This window comes from Azospirillum sp. B506, assembly GCF_000333595.1.
In the GTDB taxonomy this organism is placed as follows: domain Bacteria; phylum Pseudomonadota; class Alphaproteobacteria; order Azospirillales; family Azospirillaceae; genus Azospirillum.
Window position 1 is genome coordinate 15,616 of the sequence record NZ_BADK01000786.1, and the last position, 11,749, is coordinate 27,364.

Consider the following 11,749-nt stretch of genomic DNA (forward strand, 5'->3'; position numbering starts at 1 on the left):
TCCGGGTCGTCCGTCCGTGTCCTTCCTCCCCTCACCCGCATGGCCGACCGTGGTGCGCTCCACCCGCAAGCTGCTGGCGGTTGCAGCCGTGGTGGCGGGCGCGCTGTGGACTCTCCTGTGGCCCGTTGCCGCAGCGGCGGAGGCGCGCTTCACCCCCGGCCCCTGCTGGTTCACGGTGCCGGACGGCGAAGCGGCCCTGTGCGGAACGGTGGCGGTGCCGGAGCGGCGCGACCGGCCCAACAGCCGCAGCCTGCGACTGCCGGTCGCCGTTCTGCTCAGCACCGCCCGCCAGCCGGCCCCCGATCCGGTGCTGTTCCTGGAGGGCGGCCCCGGCGCGTCCCCCTTCGGCAGCGGCGAGGCGACGGAAGAACGGATGGAAGTGTGGTGGGAGCTGTCGGCCCCCTTCCGCCGCACCCGCAACCTGATCCTGTTCGACCCGCGCGGCGTCGGCCGGGCGGAGCCCGACACCGATTGCCCGGAGCTGGATTCCGTCGGCGCCACCCGCGGCACCCGGCCGCTGACGCGCGAGCAGCGGGCGGCGGCGGAACGCTCCGCGGTCAGCGCCTGTTCCGCGCGATTGCAGGCCGCGGGGCTGGACACCACCCAATTTTCCACCCCCGTCGCGGCGGAGGATGCGCTGGACATCGCCACCGCGCTGGGCGCCCAGCGCGTGAACCTGTTCGGGGTGTCCTACGGCACGCGGGTGGGGCTGGAGATCCTGCGGCGCCAGGGCGGCCGCGTCCGCACCGCCGTCTTCGACAGCGTCTATCCGCCCGACGTCAATGCGCAGGAGGACATGGCCTGGCTGGCCCAGCGCTCCTATCGCCGGCTGTTCGACGACTGCGCCGCCAGCCGGACCTGCCGCTCCGCCTTTCCCGATCTGGAGAAGCGCTTCCTCGGCATGGTCGAACGGCTGGACCGCACTCCGATCGATGTCGTGGTCGGCGACCATGAGACCCGCCGCATCCTGCACCTGACCGGCGGCGCGGCCATCGCCGCCGGGCTGGAAGCGATGGCGGTCAGCGAGGCGGTGCCGGCCCTGCCGATCATGATCGACCGCGCCATCCGCGGCCAATACGCCACGCTGGCGGAATGGGCGCCGACCAATTGGCTGGGCGATCCGGAGGTCGCCGACGGTCTGGCCTTCTCCGTCGAATGCCGTGAATCGGTGACCACCGCCGACCCGTTGAAGCGCGCCGACAGCGCCCGCCGCTACGCCCCCTACGGGCTGGTTGCCGCCGACGATCCCGGCCAGCGCGTCTGCCGCCTGTGGCCATCCGGCCATCAGGAACCGAGCGAACGTCTGCCGGTCGCCAGCCCGGTTCCTGTGCTGCTGCTGTCCGGGGCCTACGACCCCGTCACCCCGCCGGACTGGGGTGACCGTGCTGCCGCCACCCTGCCGAAGAGCCGCCATCTGGTCTTCCGCGCCGCCAGCCACATCGTGACCTCCAGCGAGGATTGCGCCATGGCCGCCGCCGTCGGCTTCGTCGAGCAGGAGACGATCCCGGCGAACACCTGCCCGGGAGCGGCCAAGCCGCCGGTGTTCGAGGGTCCATAAGGACGTCCGGACGGATTTCCCCCTTCCCTCACCGCCCCGGCGCGATCCGCCGGTAGCTCAATGCCTCGGCGATGTGGCGGCGCCTGACTCCCTCGACCCCATCGAGGTCGGCCAGCGTCCGCCCCACCCGCATCACCCGGTGATAGCCGCGGGCGGACAGCTTCAGCCGCTCCGCCGCTTCGGTCAGCAGGGCACGGCCGGGGCCGTCGGGAGAGGCGACCTTCTCCAACAATTCGCCGTCCGCCTCCGCATTCGTCCGCACCGCCCGGCCCGCCGGATAAGGACCGAAACCGCCATAGCGCTCCGCCTGGATGGCGCGGGCGACGGCGACGCGGGCGGCGATGTCGGCGCTGCCCTCCGCCGGCGGCGGCAGGCTGAGATCGGCCGGGCTGACCGCCGGCACGTCGATGTGCAGGTCGATGCGGTCGAACAGCGGCCCGCTGATCTTCGACTGATAATCGGCGGCACATTTCGGCGCCCGGGCACAGGCGAGCGACGCATCGTCGAGATGGCCGCAGCGGCAGGGGTTCATCGCCGCCACCAGCTGCACCCGCGCCGGATAGGTCACATGGTGGTTTGCGCGGCTGACCACCGCCTTGCCGGTCTCCAGCGGCTGGCGCAGCGCCTCCAGCAGGGCGCGGGGGAACTCCGGCAGCTCGTCGAGGAACAGAACGCCCTGGTGCGCCAGGGAAATCTCGCCCGGCTTGGCCCGCGTGCCGCCCCCGACCAGCGCCGGCAGGCTGGCCGACTGGTGCGGGGCGCGGAAGGGGCGCTGGCGCAGCAGGCGCCCGTCCTCCAGCAGCCCGCCGACGCTGTGGATCATCGACACCTCCAGCGCCTCCGCCGGGTCGAGCGGCGGCAGCAGCCCGGGCAGGCGGGCGGCCAGCATCGACTTGCCGGAGCCGGGCGGCCCCATCATCAGCAGGTTGTGCGCGCCGGCGGCGGCGACCTCCAGCGCGCGCTTGGCGGTCTCGTTGCCCTTCACGTCGCGCAGGTCGGGCGGCGGCGCATCCTGTTCCTGCATCCGCGGCTTGGGCGGGGTCAGCACCTGGGCGCCCTTGAAATGGTTGATGAGGGCGAGGAGATTGACCGGCGCCAGAACCTCCAGGTCGGGACCGGCCCAGGCCGCCTCGCCGCCGCAGGCCGCCGGGCAGATCAGCCCGCGGTCGTTGGCCAGCGCGTCGATGGCGGCGGGCAGCACACCGGCCACCGGGGTCAGGGCACCGTCCAGCGCCAGTTCGCCCAGCGCGACATAGCGGGCCATCTCCGCATCCGGCAGCACCCCCATCACCGTCAGCAGGCCGAGCGCGATGGGCAGGTCGAAATGGCTGCCCTCCTTCAGCACATCGGCGGGGGCGAGGTTGACGGTGATCCGCTTGGCCGGCAGCGCCAGCCCCAGCGCGTGCAGCGCGGCGCGCACCCGCTCCCGGCTTTCGCCCACCGCCTTGTCGGGCAGGCCGACGACGGTGAAGGCGACGAGTCCGCCGGACATCTGGACCTGGACGTCGATCCCCAGCACCTCGATGCCCTGGAACGCCACCGTGTTGACGCGCGCAACCACCACTGCACCCCGAAAAAGATGCCCTTCCGGGCAAACTGCACGCGATTGTAGTCATACCGTGAAAATTGCGCCAGCGCGGGATGAGCACGCGCAGCGCAACGGCTCCGTCATGCCCGCCCGGCGCAGGGAGCGGTTGTCCCGGCCGGCCGGGCGCCTAACATGAGGGCAACCCATTCCCGGCACGCATCGTCGAAAAGGATCCGCCACCGTGCAGCTTCACCTGAGCACCTGGGCCGAGGTCGAGGCCTATCTGAAGACCTCCAAGGGTATCATCATGCCGATCGGTTCGACCGAGCAGCACGGGCCGAACGGGCTGGTCGGCACCGACGCCATCTGCGCCGAGGTCATCGCCAAGGGCGTCGGCGACGCCACCGGCGCGCTGGTCGGTCCGACCATCCCGGTCGGCATGGCTGTGCACCACATGGAATTCCCCGGTTCGATGACGCTGAAGCCGTCGACGCTGATCGCCCTGCTGCGCGACTATGTCGGGTCGCTGGCCGAACACGGGTTCGAGCGCTTCTTCTTCGTCAACGGCCATGGCGGAAACATCGCCACGGTGCGCGCGGCCTTCTACGAGATCCATGCGGAGAACCGGGCGCTGCGCGGCCGCGATGCGCCGGACCTGCGCTGCGCCCTGGTGAACTGGTGGGAGAATGGCGAGGTCGGCCGCCTGTCGCGCGAGCTGTACCAGGGCATGGAAGGCTCGCACGCCACCCCCAGCGAGGTGTCGGTCACCCAGTACGCCTACCCCGACTCGATCAAGACCGCAGCGATGGAGCCGGAACAGGCGCCGGCTGGCGGCTTCCACGATGCCCGCGACTTCCGCCGCCGCTATCCGGACGGCCGCATCGGCTCCGCCCCCGGCCTTGCCCGTCCGGAGCATGGCCGGCAGCTGTACGAGGCGGCGGTCGGCGCCATCGCCACCCAGTACCGCGCCTTCCTGGCGGAGCAGTAAGGAGCGTCGCGCGATCGCATGCCGGTGGAGCTTCTTCGCCCCGCACGTTGATTCGGCGGTCGGACCTGCCTAAATTCGGACCGGTTGATGGAATTCGCGTTCCGCAACCCCCCAGCCCGAACAGAGCCCGACCGCCCAGTCGCCATAGACAATGATCAACGAGCTGAACCAGCGATCGCGCGAGATTTTCCGGCTGATCGTCGATGCCTATGTGGCATCGGGCGAACCGGTCGGTTCGCGCACGATCTCGCGGCGGCTTGGCATGGCCTTGTCGCCCGCGACCATCCGCAATGTGATGGCCGACCTGGAGGAGCAGGGGCTGCTCTATGCCCCGCATACCTCGGCCGGCCGCATCCCGACCGATGCCGGCCTGCGCATGTTCGTCGACGGCCTGCTGGAGATCGGGTCGCTGACCGAGGACGAACGCGCCTCGATCGAGGCGAAATGCTCCGCCTCCGGCCGTGCCTTCGCCGACGTGCTGGGCGAGGCGTCCACCATGCTGTCCGGCCTGTCGCATTGCGCCGGGCTGGTGGTGGCGCCCAAGACCGACCGGCCGCTGAAGCATATCGAATTCGTGTCGCTCGGCCCCGGCCGCGCCCTGGTCGTCCTGGTGAACGAGGACGGGCTGGTCGAGAACCGGGTGATCGAGGTGCCGATGGGGGTTCCCACCTCCACCCTGCAGACGGTGTCGAACTTCCTCAGCGCCAAGCTCGCCGGCCGCACGCTGGACGAAGCCCGGCAGGAGGTGCTGCAGGAGATCGAACAGCAGAAGACCCAGCTGGACGAGCTGTCGCGCAAGGTGGTCGCCGCCGGGCTGGCCACCTGGGCTGGCACCGGCGGCTCGAACGCCGGCCAGTTGATCGTCCGCGGCCAGTCCCGCCTGCTGGAGGACGTCACCGCGCTGTCCGACCTGGAACGGGTGCGCGGCCTGTTCGAGGCGCTGGAGACCAAGGAGACCATGCTGCGCATGCTGGACGCCACCGGCCGAGGCGACGGCGTGCAGATCTTCATCGGCGCCGAGAATGTGCTGTTCAGCCATTCCGGCTGTTCGATGATCATCTCCCCCTTCCAGAACAGCCGCGAGCAGGTGATCGGCGCCATCGGCGTCATCGGCCCGACCCGCATCAATTACGCCCGCATCATTCCGCTGGTGGATTACACCGCCAAGGTGGTCAGCCGGCTGATCGGTTGAACCGCCCTCCTCACTCCCGCCGCCTTTTGACGAAGCAAGAATTGAGAAGACCATGAGCGAAGAGCAGAACAAGCCCTCCGACGCCGCGGTGGAGCCGACCGAGACCACCACCGATACCGCCGCCAACCAGACGGAAGCCGGCCAGACGGCTGCGGGTTCGCCCGAGGACCGCGTCGCCAAGCTGGAGGCCGAGGTCGCCAGCCTGAAGGACCAGCTTCTGCGTGCCATGGCGGAAACGGAGAACACCCGCCGCCGTGCCCAGCGCGACCGCGAGGACGCCACCAAGTTCGCCGTGTCCAGCTTCGCCAAGGAGCTGGTGTCGGTCGCCGACAATTTGCGCCGCGCGCTGGACGCCGTGCCGGCCGAGGGCCGCGAGAAGGACGAGATGCTGAAGGGCCTTGCCGTCGGCGTCGAGGCGACGGAGCGCCAGCTGTTTGCCGCCTTCGACCGCGCCGGCATCAAGAAGCTGGATCCGGCCGGCGAGCCGTTCGACCCGAACTTCCATCAGGTGATGTTCGAGATCGAGAACACCGGCAAGGCAGCCGGCACCGTCGTGCAGGTTCTGCAGCCCGGCTACACCATCCATGGCCGCCTGCTGCGCGAGGCGATGGTCGGTGTCGCCAAGGGCGGCGACGCCGGCGGCCAGCATGTCGATACGAAAGCGTAACAATCCAGCTTGTGCAAACCCCCGGTTCGGCAAATCCACCGCCGGGCTGGGGGTATTTTGTTGCCGGGACTAGGGAATGCCGGTGGTTGACGGTCGGCGGGAAATTGCCTAGGGCTGTCCTCTATTCCTTTCGGCCTAAAACGGAGCCGTTTCATGCCCAAAAGCGTCCTGACCGTCGACGATTCCAAGACCATCCGCGATATGGTCGGGTTCACGCTGAAAGGCGCCGGCTACGAGGTGGCGGAGGCGTCGGACGGCAATGCCGGCCTCGCCCTGGTCAACCAGCGCAAGTTCGACTGCATCATCACCGACCTGAACATGCCCGGCCTGGACGGGCTGGCCCTGACCCGCGCCATCCGCGCCTCGGCGCTCAACCGCGCCACCCCGATCCTGCTGCTGACCACCGAAGCCGACCCGGCCAAAAAGACCGCCGGCCGCGAAGCCGGCGCCACCGGCTGGCTGGTGAAGCCGTTCAATCCGGAAAAGCTGGTGGAGACGGTCAGGAAGGTCTGTCCGTAAGGTTTCCTTTCCCTCCGGATGTCCCCCTCTCCCCGGGGGGAGAGGGGACTTTCGGGTGCTGAGGCAGCGGCACCAGAAACTCTCCCTCCGGATCGTGCGCGGCAAAGCGTCGCCGCGCGGTCCCGCGGTCGGCGACGGCGTAGCAGTAGACGCAGCCGTGCGGGCAGCTGTCATAGTCGCCGATGTCGCGGCTTTGCGCACACAGGCAGCCGGGACGGTTGCCCTTCTCCCGCGCGGCCACCGCATAGCCGGCGACATCCGACAGCCGCAGCGCATCGACGCAGCGGGCCGGCGCCGTGCCGGGCGTGCCCACAAGGTCCGGCTGGGTGCAGAGCGTCAGCGCCATTCCCTCCCCTGCCGCGATTTCAGCCAGTTCCGTCAGCAGCGCCCGCTTCTCCTCCACCTCCGGATCGCGCCAAGCGATGCCGGCGGCGGCAAGGTTGCGGGCGGTCTTGCGGTAGGGCTGGAGGAAGGACACCGTCACCTCGTCGGTCACCCCGCGCAGAGCACGGGCGATGGTGGCAAATGTCTCGCGGTGCCAGGCAGGCGGGGTCACGTCGGTCAACGCGATGGGGTCGTAGCGCCAGACGGCAGCCCGCGCTCCCCAGCGCCCGCGCACCAGCGCCAGATGGCCGACAGCCGTCTCCCAGGCGGGCACTGAGCGCTCCAGCGTGGTCGGCAAGCCGGTGACGCTGTATTGCACGACGAAGGGAAAGCCCCGCTCCGCCACGCTGTCGAGCGCGCCGAGGAACGGCCCCAAATTCTTGGTCCAGAAGAGGAAGCCATCGACCGCCGGCCGGGTCAGGTCGATGCGGTAGGTCTGGCCGCCGTAAGGATTGACCATCCGGCAATGGCCGGCGTCGAGGCGGTTCAGGAACCAGCGCCCGTAGAAGGCGGGAATGTCGGTCTTGTAGCTGGCGGAGATGATCATGCAGCCAGCATGGGAATGATGGCCCGCCGCATCAAGGGCGGGCCGTCATCCACACGGGCGATCCTTACTGGACCGCGCGGACTTCGACCACTTCGGGGATATAGTGGCGCAGCATGTTCTCGATGCCGTGCTTCAGCGTGGCGGTGGAGCTGGGGCAGCCGGAGCAGGCCCCCTTCATCGCCAGATAGACGACGCCGCGCTCGAAGCCCTGGAAGGTGATGTCGCCGCCGTCCTGGGCGACCGACGGGCGGACGCGGGTGTCCAGCAGCTCCTTGATCTGCTCGACGATCTCCTCGTCGTCGGCATTCGCCGCCGCGGCATGGCCGTCGCCGCCATCCTCCAGCAGGACCGGGCGGTCGGCGGTGAAATGCTCCATGATGACGCCGAGGATCGACGGCTTCAGCAGGAACCAGTCGCGGGCATCGGTCTTGGTGATGGTGACGAAATCGGCACCCAGGAACACGCCGACGACGCCCTCGATCTCGAAGAGGCGCTGGGCGAGCGGCGAACGGGCGGCATCCTCGCGGCTGGTAAAGTCGGCGGTGCCGCGTCCGAGCACGTCACGCCCCGGCAGGAACTTGAGAGTCGCCGGGTTGGGCGTCTGCTCGGTCTGAATGAACATGGTCTGGTCCTCCATCGGCGGCGGAATGGAACCGCCGGCGCGCCCGGGATCGGGACGCGGAACGATTGGGGGAAATCTGGGCCGAAATGCCGGGCGGATCAAGGACCCGGGTTGTGTGGGTATTCGGTGTCCGGCATGCGCGCCCTGTCTTCGGCGCCTATCCTTACTCAGGTGATCGCGTCCAGCGCCTCGTTGCTCAGTCCGCCGGGGACGATGGTCAGCGGGATGCGCAACCGCCCCAGCCCGCGGCCGGTATAGTAGGAGATCAGCGGGCCGGGGCCTTCCGGATCCGTGCCGGCGGCCAGCACAAGGATGGAGATGCTCGGCTCCTCCCCGATCAGGGCCAGCACCTCCTCGGTGCGGTTGCCTTCGCGGACATAGAGCGCCGGCAGCGTGCCGGTCAGCTGGTTGACCTCGCGCGCCAGCTTCTGCAGCATCTGCTCCGCCTCGGCGCGCTGTTCTTCGCGGATCAGGTTCTCCACCGCCAGCCAGTGCTGCATCTCGCCCTTTTCCAGGACGGTCAGCAGGGCCACCTTGCCGCCCGACTTGCGGGCGCGCAGGCAGGCATAGCGGAGCGCCACCTTCAGCTCCGGGCTGTCGTCGACCACCACCAGGAAGATGCGCACCGGCTTGGGAGCGGGAGGCTGGGCGGGAGGCCCCGGCGGCGTGGACTGCGTTGCGTCGGTCATCTCGATCACCCTCTCGGCTTAGACCCGGCGGAATGCGGCGCCGGCCGCCCAGCCGGCCGCGATGGCGCCGATGACGGCGGCCACCCCGTAGACGACCGGGCGGTTGCGGGCGAAGTCGGACACTTCGGCGCTGAACCCGATCTTGGACACCACCAGCGGCGTGGTCTGGGCGCTGACCACGTCGCCGTCACGAATCAGCAGGGCTTCGACATTGTACAGCCCGGTCGGGACATTGGCCGGAAAATAGATGTTGGTGCGGAACAGCCGTTCGCCCAGGAAGGCGACCTGCCCCATCGAGATGGCATACAGGCCCTGGCGCTGCTTGTTGCGGATCAGCGCACTGCGGTAGGCGGCAAGCTCGTCCGGCGGCAGGGTGGCGTCGGCCGGCAGTTGCAGCTGCGGCAGACCCAGCTGATGGCGTTCCAGCAACGGACGGCCGACCAGCTGGTCGAGCGGCCGGCTGACCGCCACGGTGTAGAAGCCGGGCACCTGGTCGAAGCGCAGGCTGTCGGTGTTCATCCACATGCCGGCCACCCGCTGCTTGCGGCGGACGGTGGCGGGGCCTCGCGGCCCGGTGACGACGATGGCGACGTCGCCCGCCCCGTCGGTGGTGCCGAACAGCACGACCTCCGTGCCGGTGAAGCCGGTGGTGATGGCGATCAGGTGGCTCGACAGGTCGGCGACCAGCTGCTGCGCCCACACCGTCGCCGCCACCGTGCCACCCAGCAGCAGCCCGGCCAACGCCGCGCCGGCCCGAACCAGACGGCGTTTGGTAAGGATGCCCATCAGTGCAATCCCGCCATCAGCGCAATCCCATTGTCAGGGTGTAAAGGTCGTCGGGACGGGAAAACAGGTCCCAGGCCAGCTTCAGCGCCACCGCCACCACGATCATCGCCAGCGCCAGCCGGGCGGTCTCGCCGCGCAGGCGGCTGCCGGCCTTGGTGCCGAACTGCGCGCCGATCACGCCGCCGATCAGCAGCAGCAGCGCCAGCATGGCGTCCACCGTCTGGTTGGTGGCGGCCTGCAGCATGGTTGCCGCCGCGGTGGTGAAGATGATCTGGAACAGCGAGGTGCCGGCGACCAGCCCGGCCGGCATGTTCAGCAGATAGATCATCGCCGGCACCAGAAGAAACCCGCCGCCGATGCCCATGATCGCCACCAGCATGCCGCCGACCGCACCGATCCCCGCCGGCAACAGGGCGGAGATATACAGCTTGGAGCGCTGGAACCGCATCTTGAAGGGCAGGCCATGCAGCCAGATGTGGCGGTGCAGCTTGCCGCGCCTGGCCGTCGGCGCGCGGCGGCGCAGGATGGCGCGGCTGCTTTCCACCAGCATCAACCCGCCGATGGTGCCGAGGAAGAAGACGTAGGACAGGGTGATGGCGATGTCGATCTGGCCCAGCCGCTGGAGGATGCCGAAGATCCACACCCCCACGGCGGTGCCGATCACGCCGCCGCCCAGCATCACCACGCCCAGCTTCACATCGACGTTGCCGCGCCGCCAGTGAGCCAGCACACCCGACACGCTGGCGGCGACCAGCTGGTTGGCCTGGGTGCCGACGGCGATGGCGGGAGGCACGCCGATGAAGATCAGCAGCGGCGTCATCAGGAAGCCGCCGCCCACCCCGAACATCCCCGACAGGAATCCCACCAGCCAGCCCATGCCGAGCACCAGCAGCGCATTGACCGACATTTCGGCGATCGGCAGATAGACTTGCATGGAGGGACGATCTGTCGGTATGGGCGGCGGGATCGGCAGCTTACCCGAGCCGGCACGGAGGCGGAAGACCGCAGCACCGGCTTTTGGGGTTAGGACCAGGGCGGAAAGGAGGTCAGGGCACCGGCGCGTGGAAAAAGACCTGATAGCCGCCCTTCTGTGGGAAGACATGGTCGGCCTCGCGCCGGGCGGATTGCAGGTCCAGCGCATGCACCAGGATGCGGTTGCCATAGCGCCAGGCCGGGTTCACCGGCTTTCCCGCGGCGCGGGCGGCGGCGGCGACGGTGGTGTCGAACTGCGCGTCGGCCCGGAAGCGGCGCCGGTTGCCCCCCGGGGCGCCGAGACTGTGCAGGAAGACCGGCGGTTCCTTGTCCAGCGTGTCGATCTGGCGCTGGATATGGTTGACCCGCTGTTCGGCGGCGGTCAGCCGGCCCCTGGCTTCCTCAAGCCGGCAGGTCAGGTCGGCCAGGGCTTCGGACTCGGCGCGCTGGCGCTCCATCAGCGGCACCACCGACTGCCGCAGCCGGTCCAGTCCGGCCACCCGCTCCCAGCTGCGCCGGATGGCGACCCAGCACAGGTGGCACAGCACCGCCAGCGCCGCCACCAGCGGAACCGCCGAATCGAGGATCGTCCGCACCGCCTCCATCGCCACCCCATTCCCGCCCAATACCCGCCGCCGTTCATGCCGACCATCCCTGGCACGCCGGTTGCTGAACCGCAGGCGGGCACGCAGCAAGGAGCGTGCCGGAAGGGCGGGGGGAGAGGATGGGCACGCAAACGCCGCTGCTGCTCGGGCTCGAGATGGTGATCCTGACGGCTTGCCTCAGCTGGATCACCGTGTCGGTTCTGCGGATCGGCAACCGGATCGCCGGCGTGCAGCGTCGCCGGCTGCAGTTGCACCATGGCCGGATGGAGCTGACCCAGACCACCGACTCCCTGCGCCGCGACGTGCGGCGGCTGGAAACCGAACTGCGTCAGGCCGAGGATGCGGTGGCCGTGCGCAACGCCCAGGCGGTGGAACTGCAGGCCCGGTTGAACGAGTTGCGTCGCCTGGGTCCGCGGGAATACACGCTGCTGAACGAACGCTTCAGCGAGAAGGACCGGCTGTGGCTGCTGACGGTCCCGCGTCCGGACCGTCCGGAGCGCTGGGCGGTGGCCGCCCCGGACAGCGGGACGGCGATGGCGCTGCTGTGCGCCCGGCTCACGGTGCCGGAACGGCCGGTGGTGGACGACCAGCTGAACTGACCCCGAACGCGAACCGGCCGCAGTTGCAAAATGCACTGCGGCCGGCAATCTTGTCGCGATCTGAGGCGCAAATCGCGCCGCGGGATTCCTTAA

Annotated in this window: 13 protein-coding genes; 6 read left to right on the forward strand and 7 right to left on the reverse strand. The window is 69.5% G+C overall.

From position 1 onward, the window contains the following. Nucleotides 1-16: 16 nt before the first annotated feature. Entirely contained in the window at nucleotides 17-1,558 is a 1,542-nt protein-coding gene (locus I71_RS24670) for an alpha/beta fold hydrolase (RefSeq protein ID WP_244434033.1), read from the forward strand. A gap of 28 nt (nucleotides 1,559-1,586) precedes the next feature. On the opposite strand, the gene I71_RS24675 is transcribed toward I71_RS24670, so the two are convergent. Next, a complete protein-coding gene (locus I71_RS24675; RefSeq protein ID WP_042699903.1) occupies nucleotides 1,587-3,119 on the reverse strand; it encodes a YifB family Mg chelatase-like AAA ATPase in 1,533 nt (510 codons plus the stop codon). Between the two features lie 208 nt (nucleotides 3,120-3,327). Here I71_RS24675 and I71_RS24680 point away from each other — a divergent pair, with 208 nt between their 5' ends. From I71_RS24680 to I71_RS24695, 4 genes are all read left to right on the forward strand, one after another. Next, nucleotides 3,328-4,074, forward strand: a complete 747-nt coding sequence (locus tag I71_RS24680) for a creatininase family protein (protein ID WP_042699869.1) — start codon at nucleotides 3,328-3,330, stop codon at nucleotides 4,072-4,074. A gap of 151 nt (nucleotides 4,075-4,225) precedes the next feature. After that, entirely contained in the window at nucleotides 4,226-5,266 is a 1,041-nt protein-coding gene (gene hrcA / locus I71_RS24685; RefSeq protein WP_042699872.1) for a heat-inducible transcriptional repressor HrcA, read from the forward strand. A gap of 52 nt (nucleotides 5,267-5,318) precedes the next feature. After that, nucleotides 5,319-5,933, forward strand: a complete 615-nt coding sequence (gene grpE / locus I71_RS24690; RefSeq protein ID WP_042699875.1) for a nucleotide exchange factor GrpE — start codon at nucleotides 5,319-5,321, stop codon at nucleotides 5,931-5,933. A gap of 153 nt (nucleotides 5,934-6,086) precedes the next feature. Then, complete coding sequence (locus I71_RS24695; protein WP_042699878.1) at nucleotides 6,087-6,452, forward strand: response regulator; 366 nt, start codon at nucleotides 6,087-6,089, stop codon at nucleotides 6,450-6,452. On the opposite strand, the gene I71_RS24700 is transcribed toward I71_RS24695, so the two are convergent. The 6 genes from I71_RS24700 to I71_RS24725 all read right to left on the reverse strand — a co-directional run bounded on the left by I71_RS24700 (nucleotide 6,433) and on the right by I71_RS24725 (nucleotide 11,147). Then, entirely contained in the window at nucleotides 6,433-7,383 is a 951-nt protein-coding gene (locus I71_RS24700; RefSeq protein WP_042699882.1) for a DUF1848 domain-containing protein, read from the reverse strand. The two genes, I71_RS24695 and I71_RS24700, sit on opposite strands and share 20 nt — an antisense overlap. Nucleotides 7,384-7,447: 64 nt before the next feature. Then, complete coding sequence (locus tag I71_RS24705) at nucleotides 7,448-8,005, reverse strand: NifU family protein (protein ID WP_042699908.1); 558 nt, start codon at nucleotides 8,003-8,005, stop codon at nucleotides 7,448-7,450. A gap of 167 nt (nucleotides 8,006-8,172) precedes the next feature. Next, nucleotides 8,173-8,694, reverse strand: coding sequence for a universal stress protein (locus I71_RS24710; protein ID WP_042699911.1), 522 nt, complete (start codon nucleotides 8,692-8,694; stop codon nucleotides 8,173-8,175). Between the two features lie 18 nt (nucleotides 8,695-8,712). Continuing rightward, a complete protein-coding gene (locus tag I71_RS24715) occupies nucleotides 8,713-9,480 on the reverse strand; it encodes a TIGR02186 family protein (RefSeq protein ID WP_042699885.1) in 768 nt (255 codons plus the stop codon). A gap of 16 nt (nucleotides 9,481-9,496) precedes the next feature. Beyond that, nucleotides 9,497-10,414 (reverse strand): sulfite exporter TauE/SafE family protein, encoded by a 918-nt coding sequence (locus I71_RS24720; protein ID WP_042699888.1) that lies wholly within the window; start codon nucleotides 10,412-10,414, stop codon nucleotides 9,497-9,499. A gap of 112 nt (nucleotides 10,415-10,526) precedes the next feature. Continuing rightward, nucleotides 10,527-11,147 carry a hypothetical protein gene (locus I71_RS24725; RefSeq protein WP_280109914.1) on the reverse strand — a complete coding sequence of 207 codons (621 nt, stop codon included), beginning with the start codon at nucleotides 11,145-11,147 and terminating at the stop codon, nucleotides 10,527-10,529. A gap of 29 nt (nucleotides 11,148-11,176) precedes the next feature. On the opposite strand from I71_RS24725, the gene I71_RS24730 reads away from it, so the two are divergent. Continuing rightward, the gene (locus tag I71_RS24730; protein WP_042699893.1) at nucleotides 11,177-11,656 is read left to right on the forward strand and encodes a hypothetical protein; all 480 of its coding nucleotides are present in this window, start codon (nucleotides 11,177-11,179) and stop codon (nucleotides 11,654-11,656) included. Nucleotides 11,657-11,749: the final 93 nt, after the last annotated feature.